The 22,740-nt window shown below is 42.9% G+C and carries 15 protein-coding genes; 13 read left to right on the top strand and 2 right to left on the bottom strand.

Translation table 11 applies throughout. The features are described 5' to 3' along the window. Window positions 1-278: 278 nt before the first annotated feature. From ileS to wecB, 13 genes are all read left to right on the top strand, one after another. A complete protein-coding gene (ileS, locus tag R8806_RS15795) occupies window positions 279-3,707 on the top strand; it encodes an isoleucine--tRNA ligase (protein WP_124315704.1) in 3,429 nt (1,142 codons plus the stop codon). A 94-nt stretch (window positions 3,708-3,801) separates the two neighbouring features. Beyond that, complete coding sequence (locus R8806_RS15790; protein WP_027201860.1) at window positions 3,802-4,182, top strand: TraR/DksA family transcriptional regulator; 381 nt, start codon at window positions 3,802-3,804, stop codon at window positions 4,180-4,182. Between the two features lie 42 nt (window positions 4,183-4,224). Further along, window positions 4,225-4,836 carry a lipoprotein signal peptidase gene (locus tag R8806_RS15785; protein ID WP_124315705.1) on the top strand — a complete coding sequence of 204 codons (612 nt, stop codon included), beginning with the start codon at window positions 4,225-4,227 and terminating at the stop codon, window positions 4,834-4,836. 156 nt (window positions 4,837-4,992) lie between these two features. Beyond that, the gene (locus R8806_RS15780; protein WP_229782947.1) at window positions 4,993-7,029 is read left to right on the top strand and encodes a thioredoxin family protein; all 2,037 of its coding nucleotides are present in this window, start codon (window positions 4,993-4,995) and stop codon (window positions 7,027-7,029) included. 213 nt (window positions 7,030-7,242) lie between these two features. Then, complete coding sequence (topA, locus tag R8806_RS15775) at window positions 7,243-9,603, top strand: type I DNA topoisomerase (RefSeq protein WP_124315706.1); 2,361 nt, start codon at window positions 7,243-7,245, stop codon at window positions 9,601-9,603. 114 nt (window positions 9,604-9,717) lie between these two features. After that, window positions 9,718-11,841, top strand: a complete 2,124-nt coding sequence (locus R8806_RS15770) for a peptidylprolyl isomerase (protein WP_124315707.1) — start codon at window positions 9,718-9,720, stop codon at window positions 11,839-11,841. Between the two features lie 131 nt (window positions 11,842-11,972). Further along, window positions 11,973-12,551: an acyltransferase gene (locus R8806_RS15765; RefSeq protein WP_087419004.1), complete on the top strand. Its 579-nt coding sequence runs from the start codon at window positions 11,973-11,975 to the stop codon at window positions 12,549-12,551. 18 nt (window positions 12,552-12,569) lie between these two features. Then, the gene (locus R8806_RS15760; protein WP_124315708.1) at window positions 12,570-13,694 is read left to right on the top strand and encodes a DegT/DnrJ/EryC1/StrS family aminotransferase; all 1,125 of its coding nucleotides are present in this window, start codon (window positions 12,570-12,572) and stop codon (window positions 13,692-13,694) included. Window positions 13,695-13,707: 13 nt separating this feature from the next. Further along, entirely contained in the window at window positions 13,708-14,994 is a 1,287-nt protein-coding gene (locus R8806_RS15755; RefSeq protein WP_124315709.1) for a glycosyltransferase family 4 protein, read from the top strand. Continuing rightward, a complete protein-coding gene (locus tag R8806_RS15750) occupies window positions 14,984-15,988 on the top strand; it encodes a D-glucuronyl C5-epimerase family protein (protein ID WP_124315710.1) in 1,005 nt (334 codons plus the stop codon). Before R8806_RS15755 ends, R8806_RS15750 begins: the two co-directional genes overlap by 11 nt. Before the next feature lie 46 nt (window positions 15,989-16,034). Next, window positions 16,035-17,963 carry an asparagine synthase (glutamine-hydrolyzing) gene (gene asnB, locus R8806_RS15745; protein ID WP_124315711.1) on the top strand — a complete coding sequence of 643 codons (1,929 nt, stop codon included), beginning with the start codon at window positions 16,035-16,037 and terminating at the stop codon, window positions 17,961-17,963. 11 nt (window positions 17,964-17,974) lie between these two features. Beyond that, window positions 17,975-19,015, top strand: coding sequence for a glycosyltransferase family 2 protein (locus R8806_RS15740; RefSeq protein ID WP_124315712.1), 1,041 nt, complete (start codon window positions 17,975-17,977; stop codon window positions 19,013-19,015). Window positions 19,016-19,023: 8 nt separating this feature from the next. After that, entirely contained in the window at window positions 19,024-20,100 is a 1,077-nt protein-coding gene (wecB, locus tag R8806_RS15735; RefSeq protein WP_124315713.1) for a non-hydrolyzing UDP-N-acetylglucosamine 2-epimerase, read from the top strand. Here wecB and R8806_RS15730 read toward each other — a convergent pair. Continuing rightward, the gene (locus R8806_RS15730; protein WP_124315714.1) at window positions 20,082-21,245 is read right to left on the bottom strand and encodes a glycosyltransferase; all 1,164 of its coding nucleotides are present in this window, start codon (window positions 21,243-21,245) and stop codon (window positions 20,082-20,084) included. The genes wecB and R8806_RS15730 overlap by 19 nt on opposite strands. Before the next feature lie 37 nt (window positions 21,246-21,282). Beyond that, on the bottom strand, window positions 21,283-22,737 hold the full coding sequence (locus R8806_RS15725) for a hypothetical protein (protein WP_124315715.1): 1,455 nt from the start codon (window positions 22,735-22,737) through the stop codon (window positions 21,283-21,285). Window positions 22,738-22,740 lie beyond the last annotated feature (3 nt).

Genomic DNA, 22,740 nt, shown 5'->3' with positions numbered 1-22,740 from the left:
AAATCACTATATATAATAGCGTTCTATTAGAATTTTAATAGGATATTAAAATTACTTTATCCGTAACACGTCATGTATTGCTACTCTATTCATCCTGAAGTGATTTAGAAAAACGGCAGCAAATCATGACCTCCACTCCTAAACGTCTTTTATCACCCTCTAAAAGAATGAATGCACGAAAAAAAGAAGAGGATTTCCAGTTTCACAAATAAATGGTATATTTGCAACTTGATTTTTTAAATGTGCAAATAAGTAATATCTTAAAATCAGGAGTCACGATGGACAAAAAATTCCAAGAGTACAAAGGTTTGGATCTCTCTCAGGTAAACAAGGATGTCTTGAAAGAGTGGGAATCAAACAATACCTTCGAGCAAAGCTTGAAGAATAGAGAGGGGTACCCCTCGTTTGTCTTTTTCGAAGGTCCCCCTTCGGCAAACGGGATGCCAGGTATTCACCACGTAATGGCTAGGACGATTAAAGATATTATTTGCAGATACAAAACTTTACAAGGATTTCTCGTCGAGCGAAAAGCCGGTTGGGATACACACGGGTTACCCGTTGAATTGGGGGTTGAAAAGAAACTCGGTATCACGAAAGAAAATATCGGGAAAACGATTTCCGTGGCTGACTACAACAAAGAATGTCGTTCCGACGTCATGAAATTCACCCGTGAATGGGAAGATTTGACGAACAAGATGGGTTACTGGGTAGATATGAGCAACCCGTACATCACCTACGACAACCGTTACATCGAAACCTTATGGTATTTGTTGAAACAATTGTACGAGAAAGGTTTCCTGTACAAAGGGTACACCATACAACCCTATTCCCCCGCTGCCGGAACAGGATTAAGCACGCACGAGTTGAACCAACCGGGATGTTACCGAGACGTGAAGGACACGACGTGCGTGGCTCAATTTAAAGTGATCCGGGACGAAAAATCGGAAAAATTGTTTGCTTTCAGCGATGAAGTATATTTCACCGCGTGGACAACCACGCCTTGGACGTTACCTTCCAACACGGCATTGGCCGTGGGTCCGAACATCACGTACTTGGAAGTGAAAACTTATAACCCCTATACTTTCCGCCCGGTAACTATTATCATGGCGAAAGATCGTTTCAGCGCGTACTTCAACAAAAAAGCTGAAGGCATCACCTTGGAAGACTACAAGGAAGGAGATAAATTGATCCCTTACCAGATCGTGGCCGAATATAAAGGTCCGGAGTTGGAAGGCATACGTTACGAGCAACTTTTACCTTGGATGCAACCCATGGGTGATGCATTCCGCGTGATCCTCGGTGATTACGTTACCACGGAAGACGGTACCGGGATCGTACATATTGCCCCGACTTTCGGAGCCGATGACGACCGGGTGGCCAAAGTGGCGGGCATAGCCCCCTTGCAATTAATTGACAAGGAAGGCAGCAAGCAACCCATGGTGGACAAACGGGGACGCTTGTTCCGGATGGAAGACATTGACCCGGAATACTTGAAAAATAACGTCAACACGGACCTGTACGGGGAATTTGCAGGACGATTCGTGAAAAACGCTTACGATCCAAATTTAACCGAAAACGACACGACTCTCGACATCGATTTAAGTATCCTGTTAAAACGGGAGAACAAAGCGTTCAAGGTCGAAAAACACGAACATAATTACCCGCATTGCTGGAGAACCGACAAACCGGTACTTTATTATCCGTTGGATTCTTGGTTCATCAAAACGACAGCCGTTCGGGATCGCATGATCGAGCTGAACAAGACCATCAACTGGAAACCCGCCAGCACGGGCGAAGGCCGTTTCGGGAAATGGTTGGAGAATCTAGTGGATTGGAACCTCTCGCGTTCCCGCTACTGGGGAACTCCCCTACCGATATGGGTCAGCGAGGACGGGACAGAGAAAAAATGTATCGGTTCGGTGAAAGAATTAGTTGAAGAAACTGAAAAAGCAATACAGGCAGGAATCATGAAGGAGAACCCCTTCAAAGATTTCAAGGTGGGAGACTACTCGAAAGAGAATTACGAGAAAATCGACCTGCACCGCCCGTACGTGGATGACATTATACTGGTTTCTCCCACCGGACAACCGATGTACCGGGAGAAAGACCTGATCGACGTGTGGTTCGATTCGGGAGCCATGCCTTACGCGCAGGTACATTACCCGTTCGAGAACAAAGAATTGATCGATAACCGGACAAATTTCCCGGCAGACTTTATCGCCGAAGGAGTGGACCAGACCCGCGGTTGGTTCTTCACGCTACACGCTATCGCGACCATGGTGTTCGATTCCGTGGCATTCAAGAATATCATATCCAACGGACTGGTGCTTGATGCCAAGGGAAACAAGATGTCCAAACGTTTAGGCAATGCCGTTGATCCTTTCGACACGATCGAGAAACAAGGATCAGATCCCCTGCGTTGGTACATGATCACGAACTCTCAACCGTGGGATAACTTGAAATTCGACATCGCCGGGGTGGAAGAAGTGAAACGTAAGTTCTTCGGGACACTGTATAACACGTACAGTTTCTTCGCCTTGTATGCCAATATAGACAAGTTCACGTATGCAGAGGCAGAAGTTCCGTTTAACGAGAGACCGGAAATCGATCGCTGGATTCTTTCTCTATTGAACAGCTTGATTAAAGAGGTCACCGAGGCTTACGAGAAATACGAACCGACACGGGCCGGACGGGCAATACAGGATTTCGTGATCGAGAACCTGTCGAACTGGTACGTGCGTCTCTCCCGTAAACGTTACTGGGGTGGCGAGCAAACCACCGATAAACTGTCGGCTTACCAAACGTTATATACTTGCTTGGAGACCGTGGCAATCTTGTCCTCACCCATCGCGCCGTTCTACATGGATCGCCTGTTCACGGACTTGAACAAGGTTACGGGACGATACACGACGGACGTTCATCTAGTAGATTTCCCGGTGGCTGACGCATCAATGATCGACAAGCAACTGGAGGAACGGATGAACATGGCTCAACAAATATCTTCCATGGTACTTGGACTGAGACGCAAAGTTCAAATCCGGGTAAGACAACCGCTGTGCAAGCTGTTGATCCCGATCTTGAATGACGAGATGACCACCCAACTGGATGCCGTGAAGAACATCATCCTGTCGGAAGTCAACGTGAAGGAGATCGAATACATCACCGACACGGCAGGTATCTTGGTAAAGAAGATTAAACCGAACTTCAAGACCCTAGGACCGAAATACGGTAAATACATGAAACAGATTTCCGCTCTCGTAGCCGAAATGAACCAGAATGATATTTACAATTTCGAGAAACAAGGAACTTATTCCCTTGAAGTGGGAACGGAAACACTGGAACTGACGCTGGAAGACGTGGAGATTCTGTCGGAAGACATTCCGGGCTGGTTAGTAGCTAACGAGGGACGTCTCACGGTTGCCTTGGACATCAATATCACGAAGGAATTACGTGAAGAAGGTATCGCCCGGGAGTTGATCAACCGAATCCAGAACTTGAGAAAAGAGAGTGATTTCAACGTGACAGACAAAATTGATCTTTACATCGGGAAACATAAAGAGATCAATGAAGCGGTCGAGAACTTCAAGGCGTACATCGCCAGCCAAGTTCTGGCAGAGAACGTTACGTTAATAGATAAAGCCGAGGACGGTGCCCAACCCATCGAAATCGACGACATACAAACGTTTATTAAGATCCAGAAAATGTAACCTCTTCCCCTTGTTACAAGTAAAAGTGGATATTTTTCCACGGGAAAGATTACATAGCGGATTTTTTATTAACTTAGACAAAAACTTTACAACTATGGCCGAGAAAACTAGATATTCGGATGAAGAGTTGCAGGAATTCAAAGAATTGATTCTTGAGAAACTCGAAAAGGCGAAAAGAGATTACGAGGTGCTGAAAGCCTCGATCTCCGGCAGCGACGGGAATGACATCGCCGATACGTCTCCCACTTTTAAAGTATTGGAAGAGGGAGCATCTGTTCTTTCCAAAGAAGAGGCCGGTCGGCTGGCTCAAAGGCAGGCAAAGTTTATTGCTCACTTGGAAGCCGCATTAGTACGAATTGAAAACAAAACCTACGGGATCTGCCGAGTAACCGGGAAACTGATCTCTAAAGAAAGATTACGCGCCGTACCTCATGCAACATTGAGTATGGATGCCAAAATGGGACAAGACTCTTAATCGCTTTTGCGATTAAGAGTCGCTTTAAATTTTATCACACAGATGAGTACGCGGAAAAAACTTATTATTTTTATTATTGCCCTATTAGTCATTGATCAAGTTGTTAAAATCTGGATCAAGACCCACATGATGATCGGGGATGAATTCAGTGTCTTCGGAGACTGGTTCAAAATTCATTTTATTGAAAACAACGGGATGGCCTTCGGGATGGAACTCGGGGGAGGCAAGTGGGGAAAAACCGTTTTAAGTGTATTCCGCTTAATCGCCGTGGGGGGTATCGCTTGGTACTTGGGACGTCTCATCAAAGAAAAGGCACCCATGGGGGTTATTCTCTCTTTCGGGTTAATTTTCTGCGGGGCAATAGGTAACATCATCGATAGCGCATTCTACGGGATGATCTTCAGTGACAGTTATTCACAAGTAGCTACTATGTTTCCTCACGGGGGAGGGTACTCCTCGTTCCTACATGGCAAGGTGGTAGATATGCTCTATTTTCCGCTTTACGAAGGCTTTCTGCCTCAATGGATTCCGATCTGGGGAGGTGATTTCTTCGTGTTCTTTCGCCCGGTATTCAACTTGGCTGACTCCTATATTACCATAGGTGTGTTCATCCTGTTACTTTTCCACCGGAAGTATTTCGCATCAAAGAAGTAAGGATATACAATTCTAAAAAAACGTTATAGTAGACGATAAAAAGAGGCTTTCAGGCCTCTTTTATTTTAAAAATAAGTTAATGTTAAACCATGGAATGACAGCGTCAGGCTTTCTTTCCTACCTTGCAACTTTATTTACCAATTTATTGTTGAATTTATGAAAAGCCTTATTTCAATTATTGCATTTTTGATGCTTAGTTTCACGGCATTCTGTCAAGGAGGCGTGAATTTCGAGCATATCACGTTTGATGAAGCATTGGCTAAAGCCAAAGCAGAGAACAAACTCGTTTTCATGGATTGCTATACCTCATGGTGCGGTCCTTGCAAGTACATGTCAGAAACCATCTTCCCGCAGGAAAAAGCCGGAGAATTTTTCAATCCCAAATTTGTTTGCGTGAAATTTGATATGGAAAAAGGAGAAGGTCCTGAACTGGGTAAAAAATTTGGAGTCAGAGCCTACCCGACGTTCTTGATTCTTCGTCCCGATGGATCGGTACAACACAAAGTGGTTGGCGGCGGGGATCTGGAAGGATTCATCGCAAGAGTTGAAAAAGGGCTGAACGAAAAGACCTCTCTCGATTATTTGAACAAGGTGTACGAGAAAGGAAAGATGAACAAGAAACAGCTCATGGCTTACCAGATTGCGTTGAACGATGCTTATGAACAAGCAAAAAGCGAAAAAGTAGGCGAAGAGTTGAATAAAATACTGAAAGACAAGGATAAAATGAAAAAAGAATTCTGGCCTATTCTCGAAGAAAGTCCTTACGGTTCTGATAATTTCAAACTTGTCGTAAACAACATTGCCACATTCAATAAAAATATCGGCAAAGAGAAAGTAGATGCTTACCTTTATGGTAATTATAGTCAAGCTATTGATAATACTACTCGCCGTAATGCGAAAGAACCCGCTAAGACACTTGAGCAAATTCGCCAAGAATTAACCAATATCGATTTGGAGAATAAAGATCAATTGATGAGCAAGATCGAGTTGGCTCAAGCCACGATTGACCAGAACGTGGATAAAATTATTTCTCTCGCTGAACAAGCAGCAGAAACCAAGAGCGAAGAACTATGGTCTATCGTAAACGCCTTAAACTCGATCAGTTCCAAGGTGAACAAAGCCGAAGCCGGACGTATCGTAGCATTAGGAGATAAATTCATTGCCAATAGCCCGGAAAACGGGAAAGCCTACATGACCAACTTCTTTGAAAAATTCAAGGTCGCAGCGCATGTTGGTGTATATTTCTATGAGTTAAGCTATGAAGATGCCTTGAAAATGGCGAAACAACAAGGACGCAAACTTTTCATTGACTGTTACACAACTTGGTGCGGTCCTTGCAAGTATATGTCAGAAACCGTATTCAAACAAGAAAACGTGGGAGATTTCCTAAATCAGAACTTCATCTGTTTAAAATATGATATGGAAAAAGGAGAAGGCCCCGAACTAGCAAAAAAATTCGGTGTTCGTGCCTACCCGACTTTCGTGATCGTAAATCCGGACGGTACCATTCGTCATAAACTTGTCGGTGGTGGTGAAGGTGAGAAATTCATAGAGAGAGTGAAGGAATCTTTCGATGACAACAAAGCTTTAGGAGCTTTAGATGCAAAATACAATAGCGGTAATAGAGATAAAGCATTTTTATCTCAATACGCTCAAGTGATGGTAGCTAATTACGATCCGAACGCAAAAGCCATCGTGGACGAATTATTGAAAATTTCTACCGATGAAGAAAAATTATCAGAAGATTACTGGTTCATTTTCGGTAACAGCGAATTAAGCCCGAAAGATTCAGAAGCGGCAAAATTCTTGACTGACAACCGGAGCAAATTCAACGAAACCATTGGCAAGGAAAAAGTCGATAACCGTTTGAGTGAAGGTCTTTTCCGTGAAATATTAATGGTTATCGCCGGACGTGGTCAAAAAACCGATGTAAAACGTTTAGACGCTATCGGACGGGAAGTAAAAGCCCTGAAGTTATCAAACGAGAAAACCTTACTGTCTTCTTTAGCTATTGCGAAGGCTGTGAAGACAGAAAATATTGACAAGATCTTGACAGCTTGCGAGAAAGAACTCCCGAAACTGGGAAAAGATTCTCAAATGATAGCTTACTATTTATCCGGTTCATTGGCAAAAGCAAATGACACACAAAAAGCCCGTTGGCAAAAAATAGTTCAAGCAAACACGGGGAAATAAACTCCGGAATACTTATAATAATATGCTCGAAGAGGATGTTTCCAAGGAACATCCTCTTCGCTATTTTGGAGAGAGTTTTTTACTAAAAAATGGGTAGAGTTTTTCATTTTCAATTGTTTTACGTAAGTTTGCACCCTAATTTTAGGACGAACAGCTTAAAGAAAGCGATAAATCCGTTTCGGAAGGAAACGGAAATGTAAAAGAAAATCGTATATGATTGAAAATTTAGTAATTGTCGAGTCTCCGGCTAAAGCCAAGACTATTGAACGTTTTTTAGGAGAGAATTATGTTGTAAAATCTAGTTTCGGACATATCCGGGATCTTGAAAAAAAAGATTTAGGAATTGATATAGAACATAATTTCCAACCAAAATATGAAATATCACCCGACAAGAAAGCGATTGTAAAAGAATTGAAACAACTTGCCAAGGAAGCCAAAACGGTTTGGTTAGCCTCCGATGAGGACCGCGAGGGAGAAGCTATTGCTTGGCATTTATTCGAAGTTCTGGGGTTGAAGAAGGAGAACACGAAACGGATTGTTTTTCACGAAATCACGAAAGATGCTATTTTACATGCGATCAATAACCCCCGGGACATTGATAAAAACCTCGTGGATGCCCAACAGGCCCGCCGGGTTCTTGACCGACTGGTCGGATTCGAAGTGTCACCAGTCCTATGGAAAAAAGTGAAACCTTCCTTGTCAGCCGGACGGGTTCAATCCGTTGCCGTAAAACTCATCGTTGAACGAGAACGAGAAATTAACCATTTCGTTGAACAAAAATATTATAAGGTTACCGGAACATTTGAAACCAAAGACGCAAATGGTAATTCGGTACCCTTAAAGGCAGAATTATCCGAACGTTTTTCCACGCAGGAAGAGACGGTTAACTTTCTGGAACATTGCAAGAAGGCGGCATTTTCAGTAAGTAATGTCGAGACGAAACCGGGTAGCCGTAAACCGGCTCCACCGTTCACGACATCCACGCTACAACAGGAGGCATCCCGCAAATTGGGATTTTCTGTTTCGCAGACAATGGCCGTGGCCCAGAAACTATACGAACAGGGACACATCACTTACATGAGAACGGACTCCGTGAACCTATCCCAACTGGCTATCGGTGCGGCAAAAGCCGTTATCTGTAACACGCTGGGAGAAAAATATTCCAAACCTAGGAATTTCGCCACGAAGACGAAAGGGGCGCAAGAGGCCCACGAGGCCATCCGCCCGACCTATATGGACAAGGAATCGATCAGCGGAGACAAGAATGAACAGCAACTTTACTCGTTAATCCGGAAACGGACTCTCGCCTCTCAAATGGCAGAGGCCGAACTGGAAAAAACAACCATAACGATCGCCATTACCGGGGAAAAACACACGTTCGAAGCCGTGGGTGAAGTGATCATTTTCGATGGTTTCCTCAAAGTGTACATGGAATCTTTCGATGACGAGAAAGAAGACGATGAAGCGGCCTTATTACCTGCAATACATAAAGGAGACCAGTTACAACGTTCCCTGATCCAAGCCTTAGAACAATACACGACGCATCCTCCCCGCTACACGGAGGCCAGTCTCGTGAAGAAAATGGAAGCCTTGGGAATCGGACGTCCGTCAACATACGCACCCACGATTACCACGATCCAGAACCGGGGATATATCTTACGGGAAAGCCGGGATGGTACAGAACGTCAACTAGACCAGATAGACCTTAAAGGACAAGATATAAAAGTCAAGAAGATCAGCCGGATATTCGGTGCGGAAAAGAAGAAATTGTTTCCCTCGGATATCGGAATGGTCGTGACAGATTTCCTTTCCAATTATTTCACGAATATCATGGATTATAACTTCACGGCAAATGCCGAGGATGCCCTTGACCACATTGCCGAAGGAGAGGTTGAATGGCAATCCATGATCGGAACATTCTATCAACCTTTCCATGCTAACGTGGAGAAAACGTTGAAAGAATCCGAACGGAACACGGGAGCCCGGGAACTTGGTAAAGATCCACAAACAGGAGAAACCGTTTCCGTACGAATCGGACGTTTTGGACCGATGGCTCAGATTGGTGAAGGAGAATCCGTACGTTATGCCGGACTGCTCAAAGGGCAACTGATGGAAACCATTACCTTGGAAGAAGCTTTAGACTTGTTCAAGTTTCCCCGTCAACTGGGTGAATTCGAGGAGAAACCTGTCAGTGTCGGCATCGGTCGTTTTGGACCTTACATCAAGCATAATCAACTTTTCGTTTCCTTGAAAAAAGGCGTTGACGATCCGGGAACAATAACTCTTGAAACCGCTATCGAACGAATCAACGAGAAACGAGAAATCGAGAAAAACAGGAAGATCCAAGAGTTTGAAAATGGGGTACAAATTCTTAACGGTCGTTTTGGGCCTTACATCACGTTCAACAAAGTGAACTATAAGATCCCCAAAGGAAAAGAAGCAGACAAATTAACCTTTGAGGAAACCATGGAAATCATTGCAAAGGGAGGGGACAGTAAGAAAAAAACGACAAAAAAGACAACAAAAAAAGCGGCCCCGAAGGCAACAAAAAAGGAAACGAAAAAGAAGGAATAGGGCAATAAACGAAAGGGATTGAAATTTATTTGCATAAAACCAATCCATTTTATATATTCGTACCCTCGAAAAATAGAATAAATTCGTGTGTAGAAACATAAAATTTTAATATAAATGGCAACGTTACAAAAAATTAGAAATCGCGGTGGAGTACTTGTTAGTATCGTGATTGGATTAGCCCTCATGGCATTTATTGTTGGTGATGCTCTTAGCTCTGGCGCCAGCCTTATCAATCGTTCCAGAAACAAAGTTGGAGAAGTTGGAGGTGAAACTATCGGCATTCAAGAATATCAACAAAAGATTATGAAGAATGAAGATTTCATCAAAAGCATGAACGGTTTATCTGCCCTAACGGATGAGCAACAAAGAATGATCCGGGAAAATACTTGGAATCAAATTGTTTCTGAAATCATTCTGAACAAGGAATACGAGGAATTAGGTTTGGACGTTAGCGGTGACGAGTTATACGATTTCTTATTAGGGAGTAACATGAACCCGGCCGTCAGCCAGTTATTCGCAGATCCTAACACGGGACAGGTAGACAAAGAAAGAGCCCGTCTGATCATCAAACAATTGATCGAAGCTCCTGCCGGAACCCCGCAAAAGGAATATTGGTTGAACATGGAAGAGCAAGTAAACACGGCTCGTAAACAAGAAAAATATAATACTCTGTTAGCAAAAAGTTTGTTTGTAACAGATGCTCAAGCCAAAGAACTTGCAGAAAGTGCAGCAACGACAGTAGACATCAGCTTTATCATGAAAAGCTACAACACCGTTAGCGACTCTGCAGTAAAGGTAACTGCTAACGAGATCAAAGATTATTATAATTCACACAAATATTTGTTTGAACGCGAAGAAGCTAGACAGATCGCTTACGTGAACTTTGACATTACCGCTTCAGCCGAAGACATTAAAGAAACGGAAGACTGGGTGAATGATTTGAAACCCGAATTTGCAGAAGCAAAGAACGTGCTTGAATTCGCTAACCTTTCATCTGAAAAAAGATTCCAACCCAAATATTACAAAAAGGGAGAATTGGATAACGAGGAACTGGATGAATTCTTGTTCACGGAAAAGAGTGATGGCGTGTTCGGACCTTACTTGAAAGATAATGCTTATAACATCGTTCGTGTTGCCGACCGCCGTGTATTACCCGACTCAGTAAGAGCCCGTCATATCTTGATCGCATCAAACAATATGGCTCAATCAGAGAAATTAGCCGATAGTTTAGCAGGTTTAATTCGTAAAGGCGGAGATTTCGATGCTTTAGCAAGACAATATTCTGCCGATCAGAATACTTCTGTAAATGGTGGGGATTTCGGATGGTTCACCCAAGATCAGATGCTCCAACCGATCGCAGATTCAGCGTTCTTCTCTAACAAAAACGAGGTGAAAGTGGTAAGATCAAATTACGGATTCCATGTTTTGCAAGTAACAGACAGATCAAAACCTGTTGATAAGGTACAAATCGGAATCGTTGCAAAAGAAATTACCCCGTCTCAACAAACGATCAACAAGATTTATAACGACGCACGTACTTTTGCAAACAATATCAATACCGTAGAAGATTTTGAGGCAGCTTTAACTGCTAATAATCAAACCAAACGTATCGCAAACTTAGGTAAAAACGATTATCAGATTGCAGGCATTGATAACGCAAGAGATATTATCCGTGAGGCTTATATGGCTGAAAAACCGGGCTTCATCCTGACGACCAAAGAGAAATCTCCGATCTTTGAGGCTGGAGACAAATTCTCTGTTGTGGTTTTAACCGGAATTCAAGAAGAAGGTATCGCACCTCTGAACTCTGTTTCTGCAGCTATCCGCACCGAACTTATCCGTAAAAAGAAAGGCGAAATCATTGCCAAGGAGTTGACCAATGCTATTTCCGGAAGTGAAAGTTTACTTTCTGTAGCACAAAAAGCCAATGCAGAGGTAATGGATGCCACGGATGTTAGTTTCAGTTCATTCCAAGTTCCCGGAGTTGGTATCGAACCCGTGCTGACTGCCGAAGTTGTTACAATGAAAGAAAACGAAATTTCTAAACCGATCATCGGTAACCAAGGAGTTTATGTTGTGGTTGTAAACTCTAAAACTGTTGAAACAGTTACTCCCGAACAAATTGAAGCTGCCAAGAGAAGTATCGAACAAACGAATCTGTACACCAAGTTCCGCTTGATTCTTCCCGCGTTAGTGAAGAATGCCGGAGTGGTTGATACAAGATACAAATTTTACTAGAAACCTAAACCACAAACCGAAAAAGCCGCCCGTCAAGGCGGCTTTTTTATTTCCTCGAAAGAAAAACATCACCCCCGTTTCTTTCAATACTTTAATAGAAAAACTATCTTTGCCAGTAAAATGATTCAGATATGAAAGATTATTTCGTACACGAGACCGCCATCGTAGACGAGGGCGCAACAATCGGAAAAGGAACTAAAATATGGCATTTCTCCCACATTATGAGTAATTGCCGGATCGGAGAGAATTGTAACATCGGGCAAAACGTGGTCATATCCCCGGAGGTAGTTCTCGGGAACCAAGTAAAAGTACAGAATAATGTATCCGTGTACACGGGAGTCACTTGTGACGATGATGTTTTCTTGGGTCCATCATGCGTATTCACGAACGTGACCAATCCTCGTAGTGCAGTAAACCGGAAAAGTCAATATGCCAAAACGCACGTGGGCAAAGGGGCTACCATCGGAGCCAATGCCACGATCGTGTGCGGGCATGACATTGGGGCTTACGCCTTCATCGGAGCCGGGGCCGTTGTAACAAAAACTGTTCCTGCATACGCTTTGTTAGTTGGTAATCCGGCTAAACAAATCGGTTGGATGAGTGAATACGGGCATCGTCTTCATTTTGACGAAAAGGGAATAGCCGAATGTCCGGAAAGCAAACAACGCTATCATTTACAAAACGGGTTAGTTCAAAAAATAGAAGAATAAATCTAATTTTATATCACAATGAAAATCACGATGGTTGACCTTCACGGACAATATGAACGCATTCGGGAGGAAATAAACAACGCCATACAGGAAGTACTTGACACCACGGCTTTCATTAACGGCCCCCAAGTGAAGACTTTCGCCCAACATCTTGCGGAGTATAATCAAGTAGAACATGTTGTTCCTTGTGCCAACGGCACGGATGCCTTACAAATTGCTTTAATGGCTCTCGGGTTACAACCCGGGGACGAGGTGATTGTACCTGTTCATACTTACGTGGCCACAGCCGAGGTGATTGCCCTTTTACGGTTGGAACCTATTTTCGTGGATTGTGTCGCAGACCGTTTCACAATTGATGTTACCAAGATTGAAGAAAAAATTACCCCCCGCACGAAAGCAATCGTTCCTGTTCACTTGTACGGCCAATGCGCAGACATGGAACCGCTTATGGATATAGCCCGCCGACACAAACTTTACGTGGTAGAAGACACGGCACAAGCTATCGGGGCCACTTACACGTTCAGTAACGGTCTCCAACAAAAAGCCGGATGCATTGGAGATATTGGTACAACCTCATTCTTCCCCTCCAAAAATTTAGGATGTTACGGGGACGGTGGAGCCTTATTTATCCGAGATCACGAATTAGCCGAACGGGCCCGCATGATTGCCAATCACGGGCAAAAGATCAAATATCACCATAGTGTCGTGGGATGTAACTCTCGTTTGGATACCATGCAAGCTGCCATTTTGGATGTAAAACTAAAATACCTTGATGAATATTCAGCCGCCCGTAATCAAGCCGCCGAACATTATGACAAAGGGTTAGCAACAGTAAAAGGAATTATCCTTCCACAACGGGCTGCTAATAGCACACACGTGTTCCATCAATACACCATCCGGGTTCAAAATCACCTACGGGATGAGTTGAAATCTTTCTTGGCAGAACATGATGTTCCCAGCATGATTTATTATCCTATCCCCTTGCATTTGCAAGAGGCTTATGCTAAAAAGGGACAAGGGCAAGGAACATTCCCCGTTGCTGAACAATTAAGCGAAGAGGTACTATCGCTGCCGATGCACACGGAAATGAAAGCGGAAGAGCAAGAGTACATCATCGAACAAATTCGTACATTCTTTAACTGATAGAGATTTCACCGTGAAAAAGATTCTGATCATCACCTATTATTGGCCACCTTCAGGAGGACCGGGAGTTCAACGCTGGTTGAAGTTCTCGAAGTACCTTCCGGAATTTGGTTATGATCCGATCATCATCACGGTTGATCCGGAAAAGGCTGAATATCCCATAAAAGACCACACGCTGGAACAAGATGTACGAGCCGGACAAATCGTGTATCGAACGGATTGTTCCGGTATATATGAATATTATAAAAAACTGACTAAAGCCCAAAGTGCCCCGTATAGCGGATTCGTCAATGAAGGGAGTCCCAGTCTAAAACAGAAGATTGCCCGTTTTATCCGGGGTAATTTCTTCCTACCGGATGCCCGGAGAGGCTGGAATAAACACGCTTATCACCAAGCCATCCAAATTATTCAGGAAGAAAAAATAGACACCGTCATCACAACGGGTCCGCCTATGTCAACCCATCTGGTCGGACAAAAACTAAAAAAGCGTTTCCATCTGCATTGGATTGCTGATTTTCGAGACCCATGGACTGACATCTATTACTATAATAAAATGTATCCAACTCCCATTGCAAAAGCGATTGACCGGAAATATGAACGAAATGTTCTTCTGGATGCAGATCAGGTAATCACGGTAAGCGACTACATCAAAAAGCAACTGGCAGCAAAATCTTCGGCCATTCAAGCCTCTAAAATAAAAGTTATCGCTAACGGATTCGATGCCGAGGATTTCGACCTAACTATTCCAAAGGAGGATGTTTTCACAATTACCTACACGGGGACTTTGGCGGCTGACTACACGATTGATTCCTTTATCCATTCAGTTAAAAGACTTTCCACATCAGGAAAACTCAAACTACGTTTTGTTGGTAAAGTGGATCAGGGTATAGCTCAAAAACTCTCGGAACAACTGGGAGATTTCGTAGAAATCCATTCGTTCGTAGCCCACGCTAATGCCATCAAATACATGAAGAGTTCTTCTGTTCTATTACTCATTATCCCCAACATCGAAGGGAGTAAAGGTAATCTCACGGGCAAGCTTTTCGAGTATATCGGCTCCAGAACCCCTATTCTTTGCCTCGGTCCTACCGATGGTGATGCCGCAGCCATCATTCAAGTTTGTAAGGCCGGGAAAACATTCGAATATGACGATGAAGAAGGTATGTTTCAATTTCTAACCTCCTTACTGAATAATTTTGATCCACAATCTCCTATAAAAGAGGACAATGTAGTCAACCGCTATTCGAGAAAGTCCTTAACCCAGTCTTTAACCCAAATCTTAGCCCACCATGAAGATTAAAAAAGCTATTTTCATGTTACGTAAACTTTTGCGAGATTTCAACACGAACCGCAAGATCGAAATTAACATGGAGAATCAATCTGAAACGCTAGGCTATTATTACATCAAATTTGACGAGGACATAGCTAAGCTCAATCGTCTGATTCACTCTTTCGACAAAAATGGAGTCCCCCTGAACACGACTTATATTGACGTGGAAGATACAAAACTGCACTACTATCCTATTTCTATCGGACAGTACGGGTTAGCCATATTCCACTCGTGGTTAAAGACACATTCCGAAGAGAAAAGGGCTCATTTTCTTCGCATTGCAGACTGGTTTATGAACAATCGGACAGATCATACAGAACTCGGTTGTTATTGGCTAACCGACGTGCCTAAACCCGAATACCATGTTTATCAACCTTGGAAATCAGCCTTCGCACAAAGTAGGGGAATATCCATGCTATTGAGAGCCTGGCAACTTACAGAGGATGATGCCTACTTGAAGGTTGCAACTCAAGCATTAATTCCTTTCACGAAGGATATAACAGTCGGAGGGGTTTCCGTAGACCGGGAAAAGGGGGAAACCTTTTACGAAGAATACGTGGCAGAGTGTCCGACACGAGTACTGGATGGCCATGGCTTTTGCCTTTTCGGTTTATACGATTATATTCGTGCAGTTCCCGAAAACAAGGACCCCAACGGGTATGCGCTCGCTCTTCGGCTGTTTAATGAAGGAATAGAAGGTCTTACCCGTCAACTTCCTCTGTTTGACATGGGGTTCTGGCCTCGATTCAATCGCTGCGATCTTTCCGGTTATCCACAAGATGACCCCTGCACGATCGGTTATCTCAGACTTGTTCGCCAGCAACTCCTAATTCTCTATCGAATCACCGGAAAAGAGGAATTACGCCTTTTTAGCGAGAAATTCCATCAGTATGACCGTATTTCCAATATTTTAAAAATGTATCGCCACAAGTTCACGGCATTAAAGAAACTGAATCGTTTATAATAAAACGGGAAAAAATAATACTTTTGTATAAACAAACTCTTGTAATATGTGTGGAATAGCCGGAATATTCGAACGGGATACAGATAACACTCAACTCATGTCGGAAATGCTGACCACGATTGAACATCGGGGGCCGGATGATCAATCTATATATACCTACCGGGATTTCACTCTCGGACACCGGCGTTTGTCCATTATCGACGTCTCCACGTGTGGCAATCAACCTATTTTTAATGAAGACAAAAGTGTCTGTGTCATTTTTAACGGGGAGATATACAACTACGAAGAAATCCGGGAAGAACTCAAATCCAAGGGACACGTGTTCTATACCGCTACCGACACGGAAGTTCTGGTTCATCTTTACGAGGAGTACGGAACCGGATTCTTCAACAAGTTAAACGGTATTTTTGCTTTTGCCCTACTGGATCAAAACAATAACCGCCTGATTCTCGCACGGGATCATTTCGGAACTAAACCTCTACACTATTTCCTTAAAGATGGTGTATTAGTTTTCGGTTCCGAACAGAAATCCATTATCCTACACCCGAAATATGAACGGAAATTAAATTTAAAGGCTTTACATATACACTTGAACTTGCGTTACACGCAAGGGAATGAGACTCTTTTTGAAGGCATCAAACGTCTTCCCCCGGCTCACTTTGCCGTGTTTGAAAACGGCCTGTTCACGGTAAAACGCTACTGGCAGCTGGCTGTGAATATCGATCGATCCATCACGGAAAACGAGGCGAAAGAGAAAATGAACGAATTGATCAAACAGGCCGTGAAACGCCAATTGGTCAGTGATGTTCCAGTAGGCGTGTATCTATCGGGCGGACTGGATTCCTCAACGATCGTGCAGAAAATGCATGAACTGGGTGTCCCCGAGATCAACACGTTTACCCTAGGGTTTAATGAGCCCACGGATGAATTTCCCGATGCCCAACAAATCGCTGATCACTTTCACACGCATCACCACACGTTGAGCCTATCGATGAATCCGATGCAACAAATGCCGAAGGTAATCTGGCATGCAGAGGAACCTAAAATTAATCTATTGCAGGGATTCAATATGTCGGCTTTTGTCCACCCAACCGTGAAAGTTATTCTCGGAGGGCTAGGCGGAGACGAACTATTTGCCGGATATGATATTCATAAATTCATTTACCCGTTCAAAAACTGGCATCACCATACTCCACAATGGCTACAACGTATGTTACGCTGGAAATCGGATTTCATCTTCCGTCTTCAGAACAATTCTAAATCATTACGTTACGACGAATATCGCCGGGGCGTACAAATGTTACTGTCTATCGGGAACGTGGAGCGCTTTTACCTCATCCTGCGAAACACGTGGGATTTCGATAACCCGTTCTACAGGAATATCTATTCGGAATCGTTCTTGAAACAGCAAAAAATAGAACAATTCAAGGTACATAAGGAATTTGACAAGATTTTTGAATCTGTACGCCACCAGAACGGATTGGATCAAGTGTTATATGCCGAATTTCAATCCAAAATGGTAAACGATTATTTGCTTACGGATGACCGGATGTCCATGGCCCATTCGGTTGAGGAACGAATTCCTTTCCTTGATCGGGATTTGGTAGACTTCGGCTTTACTCTCCCCGTGGAGATGAAGATCAAAAATAACCAGACTAAAAATCTTTTCCGGGAAGCCATGAAACCATATCTTCCCCCCAAGATTATCACGAAAAAGAAATGGGGATTCACGGTGAACCCGTATCTACAATTCAAAAAGGATTTAAAAGATACAGCCGAGAAGATTCTTACAAAAGAATATATCGAGAAACAGGGAATATTCAATTATGACTATATCCGCTATATTCTGGATTACCCGGCACATCCGAAACTCCGGTGGCACTACAATTTTATCTGGATCATCCTGGGACTGGCTATCTGGGAACAGGAGTTCATACACAAACGAGTAGAAGATAACATCGAAGCCTACTATTAAAATACCTATTCATGAAATACTCTATCATCATTGCCGTATATAACCGTCTGGAAGAAGTGAAAGAACTCCTTGAAAGCGCAGAAAAGCTCGAAGGGAATCGGTGTCTTTTTGAATTATTATTCGTGGATGACGGTTCGAAAGACGGGTTCAAGGAATTCATCGAACAATACCACTCTGCCAGCGGACTTCAAATACGAGCGATATACCAACAAAATCAAGGTCCCGGGGCTGCCAGAAATTACGGCATGAGTAAAGCCCAAGGAGAGTATTTTATCTTTGTAGATTCCGATTGTATGTTTCCCCCTCAATGGCTGGCTGAAATTGAGAAGGCCCAAAACGAACATCATTATGACGCATTCGGAGGCCCGGACACCTGTCATCCCTCTTTTTCTCCCCTACTGAAAGCGATTAATTACTCCATGACCTCATTCATCGGAACAGGAGGAACCAGGGGAAATAAAAAGCACGTGGGTCGTTTCTATCCCAGAAGTTTCAACATGGGAATATCCAGAAAAGTATATGACACAATTGGAGGTATGGGAGGACTGCGTCATGGTCAGGATATGGATTATTCCATGCGAATATACAATGCCGGTTTTAAAGTGGGGCTAATCGCAGATGCTTATGTCTATCATAAACGCCGTACAAGTATACCCAAGTTCTTCCGCCAAATCTTTAACTGGGGAGTTGCACGCATCAATTTATCCAGACGCCATCCACACACGCTAAAACCGATTCACCTGCTCCCGGCCCTATTAATCGTTGGATTAGTCGTTTTGGAATTATGCACCTTTTTCACAGGACAAAACTATCCTCCCGTACATTTTGTATGGAATATTGTTGACTACGGATTAATGTTCGTTTGCTTGTTCGCTTTCTTTCAGTCACTTTTCAGATACCGGAACATCATTGTTGCCTTCCTCTCCATCATTACTTTGCTCATCCAAGTCTTCGCTTACGGCTTCGGATTACTCTGGGGAGGCTGGAATGCCTTGCTCGGAAAGGAAGTAAAAGGATTTTCAAAAAATTATTACGGAAATAAGAAATCATAATTCACCACATGAAAATAGTTACTATCATAGGCGCACGCCCTCAATTCATAAAAGCAGCCGTGGTCAGTCGAGCCATCAGCAATTTCCCGGATGTACAGGAAGTTATCGTTCACACGGGACAACATTTTGACACGAATATGTCTGATATTTTCTTTGAAGAAATGTGTATACCCATACCTAACTACAATTTGAATATCAACGGGATGACTCATGGGGCAATGACAGGCCAGATGCTCGAAAAGATTGAATCTATCCTATTAGCGGAACAGCCGGATTGGGTGATCGTTTACGGGGATACAAATTCCACGCTGGCCGGAGCCTTGGCAGCAAGTAAATTACATATCCGGGTTGCACACATCGAGGCCGGACTACGTTCATACAATATGAATATGCCGGAAGAGATCAACCGAATTCTCACGGATAGGATAAGTTCCGTATTGTTTTGTCCCACAGAGCAAGCCATTAAAAACTTACACCAAGAAGGCTTTAAACAATTTCCTTGTACATTATTGAATTGTGGTGATGTCATGCAAGATGCCGCACTTTTTTATGCCAATAAAGCCCAACATCCTGATTTTTTACTTCCGGAACATTTTATTTTAGCTACTTTGCACCGGGCTGAAAACACGGATTCTCCCGAACGTTTACAATCTATCATCGCTGCTCTTGAAGAGATTGCACGAGAAATGCCTGTCGTTATTCCTATTCATCCCCGTACCCGTAAAAAATTACAAGAGTTGAATTTCAATTTTAAACAAACCCGCCTTCAACTGGTGGACCCCGTAGGCTACCTAGAGATGGTTTATCTGCTAAAACACTGTTCTCTTGTTGCCACGGATAGTGGTGGTTTACAAAAAGAAGCCTATTTTTTCAAAAAATACTGTATCACACTCCGAACTGAAACGGAATGGGTTGAACTGGTTGAACAAGGAGCCAATATCATTACGGGTTGGAGATACGAAGATATTTTAAACAGCTACAAGCAACTTAAACATACAACAAAAGACGTTTTTTCTTCTCCTCTGTACGGGGATGGACAAGCCGGACATATCATTATCCGGGAACTTCAACGAATAGATTCGTAAGCTGCTATTAACTGTTTAACAGAAACATCCCAATTATATTGCTCCAAACACAATTTGTGAGCCCGAGTTGCCATATCTTCCAAATCCAAGGTTACCAGCTGCTCTAATTTCCGGGCACAGTCTTCCGGAGAATTATCTTTATACACAACTCCAACTTGATGCTCTCGTACAATATTCCCAACACTATTCATATCGCTCACCAGCACGGGTAAACCATAATAAAAGTACTGGTATATCTTATTCGGAGAAGAACAGTCGGTCTGTACCGAACGCAGGTTCGATATTACTCCCAAAGAATAGGCACACATCTTAACGGCTTCTGCCGGAAACTTCAAATACCCGGGGAAATGTACCATCTCTTCTAAACCAAGTGCTAATACCAAATCTTTTATCTCTCCGGCATAGGCCCCTTTTCCATATATGTCAAGACTGTACTTAGATTTATCCTTTATCAATGCCAATCCCTTGATCACATTTTGTAATCCCCGGTGATAAGTGATTCCCCCAACATAAAGTAAACGTATCTTTCCTGCTGTCGTCGGGTGTGGTTCCGGACGAGGAAACAACTCCATACTAATCGTATTGTCCACGTGATAATATGTCCGTGGAACCAGATCATTCATCCGGTCGGACATCTCTTTACATACCGTAATAACAATATCCGCCTTGGCTATCATCTCCCGCTCATAGCGTTTCCAAGCATCAAAAGAATACATCAACTTCCCGGCTATTCCTTTCGTGTAGGGAGCCATATCCAACATATAAGGATAATTCTCATGACTATCCAAAACAAATTTTATCCCGAATTTCTTTTTTGCCCAATATCCAACTTCGGCTAAGGGTAGGTCATGTATATGAATCACGTCAAAAGTCTCCGCACACAATAAATTCCCGACCTGTTTCTTCCAAAACATAAAATAGAAGGGCAAGCGCAGACAGGCAATTTTCGCTTTATTATATAGGAAAGATGTCGACAAGGCTCTATGTAACCTGATTCCTTTATAATTTTCATCCCCGACACGTTCTTTTTTTAGCGTTGCACACAACAAATGGACTTCATGTCCGGCTTTTATCAAAGATAACGCCTCTTTCTCAACCCGTTCGTCATCCGGGAACTGGTTCTCTAAAACCATCAGTATTTTCATGCTCCGAAGATATTATTCAATTATTCAAATAAACACATTAACGCACATTCATTCGAAATTTCCGGTAAGGTAAATAAATACCCAGCCATTTCATCATGGCTATAATTTTATGTTTCCCCGTCGGGTTCACAGGCAAGTCTATTGTTTTACCTGCAAAATGATTAATCACTTCTCTAAATACCCGACAAGACTCTTTTACCCGATACTTTGCATCGGCACTCAGCAACGTTGTCAACATTATTCGGGAGTTAAAAGGTGAGCAAACTTCCGAAGCAATCCAACATTCCTGTTTTGACTGTGCAGTCGAAGGTCCCCAATCCAACTCCCAAAACAACATATCCAGCGCATTTAAATGATTTGCTTTAAAAAGAGGACGATTCGTATCATACCATGCTTGCAATTCCCGTACGGCATAAGGATAGTTTCTACACTCCATCAACGCCGCAAGTTCCCTTCCCGATACATTCTCTGTATAATTGTAGTAACTACGGGCAATCTCTCCTAAATTACCATTTAACATTATCGCATCCTTAAAATAAGTTCCGTTCCCCGAAAGAATCATTGCCGCCGTCCGATCTCTGGCATAATCAACACTATTCTTATACACTTCTTTCAAAACAGGATCGACCTCTGGCGAATACCGGAACACTTGAAATGATTTCCCAACCAATTCTGTCAACTTTTTAGGAATGACCAGATCCGGGTGGTTTTCTTTAAAAGAAGGATGTTTATAAATAAAATATGTACACTCTTTCAAACCAAGACTAGCGGCAAAAACCATTCGGCTATCAAAGCCAGCCGTCACGGGGATCACTACTTTTTTATAACGCTTCGCTATCGCCTCGATATATCCTTTAAACATCGGAATCACCTGTTCCACAACATTCTGCAAGGCTTGTCTCTGAATAGGCCGTGCCGGAAAAAAACGCACGACTTTACGTGTAGTCACATCCAGATAGGAATTTGCCATTAAACGAAATATTCCTTGTTTCCAAGTCTTGCTGGAGATCGCATATAATCGATATTTATAAACCGATGAATTAAAAAATACTTTTGCCTCCGGGTCTACAACATCTTCCAAGGGGAAAAAATGTTCTATTAATTTCACTTGAGAGGCAAAAACGTCAAAAGAATCCTTATAATAAAGGATTCGCTGCGCACAAGCATCCGGTATAATTTTTACCCCCGCGGCATCTTTACAGAGTACAATAAAATGACCACAATATTGATCCAGTTGCCGCATCAAATCTTCCATGTCAACAGATTCCGATAGTCCCTTTACAATATCTTCATTTGTATATCCAGTATTCCGATAGTCAAACAGATACCCCAATACGGCCACAGACAAATGTTTCCCATCCTGATGTACATAATCCAGATTCGGATGTACGTAAACATGATAATTATCAAACAAAAACTGTTTCCACCCGTCTAGAGCCAATTCTTTCTCTGAAATTATATACTGCCTGTTAAAAAGCTCTGTTTCCATCATTTG

Origin of the sequence: Butyricimonas faecihominis (genome assembly GCF_033096445.1) — a bacterium.
GTDB classification, from domain to species: domain Bacteria; phylum Bacteroidota; class Bacteroidia; order Bacteroidales; family Marinifilaceae; genus Butyricimonas; species Butyricimonas faecihominis.
This window is presented reverse-complemented; position numbering and strand designations above follow the sequence as displayed.

Bases quoted from the DNA above. Each gene is read 5' to 3' on its own strand.
- ileS (WP_124315704.1), top strand. From the start codon at position 279: ATGGACAAAAAATTCCAAGAGTACAAAGGTTTGGATCTCTCTCAGGTA.
- R8806_RS15790 (WP_027201860.1), top strand. From the start codon at position 3,802: ATGGCCGAGAAAACTAGATATTCGGATGAAGAGTTGCAGGAATTCAAA.
- R8806_RS15785 (WP_124315705.1), top strand. From the start codon at position 4,225: ATGAGTACGCGGAAAAAACTTATTATTTTTATTATTGCCCTATTAGTC.
- R8806_RS15780 (WP_229782947.1), top strand. From the start codon at position 4,993: ATGAAAAGCCTTATTTCAATTATTGCATTTTTGATGCTTAGTTTCACG.
- topA (WP_124315706.1), top strand. From the start codon at position 7,243: ATGATTGAAAATTTAGTAATTGTCGAGTCTCCGGCTAAAGCCAAGACT.
- R8806_RS15770 (WP_124315707.1), top strand. From the start codon at position 9,718: ATGGCAACGTTACAAAAAATTAGAAATCGCGGTGGAGTACTTGTTAGT.
- R8806_RS15765 (WP_087419004.1), top strand. From the start codon at position 11,973: ATGAAAGATTATTTCGTACACGAGACCGCCATCGTAGACGAGGGCGCA.
- R8806_RS15760 (WP_124315708.1), top strand. From the start codon at position 12,570: ATGAAAATCACGATGGTTGACCTTCACGGACAATATGAACGCATTCGG.
- R8806_RS15750 (WP_124315710.1), top strand. From the start codon at position 14,984: ATGAAGATTAAAAAAGCTATTTTCATGTTACGTAAACTTTTGCGAGAT.
- asnB (WP_124315711.1), top strand. From the start codon at position 16,035: ATGTGTGGAATAGCCGGAATATTCGAACGGGATACAGATAACACTCAA.
- R8806_RS15740 (WP_124315712.1), top strand. From the start codon at position 17,975: ATGAAATACTCTATCATCATTGCCGTATATAACCGTCTGGAAGAAGTG.
- wecB (WP_124315713.1), top strand. From the start codon at position 19,024: ATGAAAATAGTTACTATCATAGGCGCACGCCCTCAATTCATAAAAGCA.
- R8806_RS15730 (WP_124315714.1), bottom strand. From the start codon at position 21,245: ATGAAAATACTGATGGTTTTAGAGAACCAGTTCCCGGATGACGAACGG.
- R8806_RS15725 (WP_124315715.1), bottom strand. From the start codon at position 22,737: ATGATGGAAACAGAGCTTTTTAACAGGCAGTATATAATTTCAGAGAAA.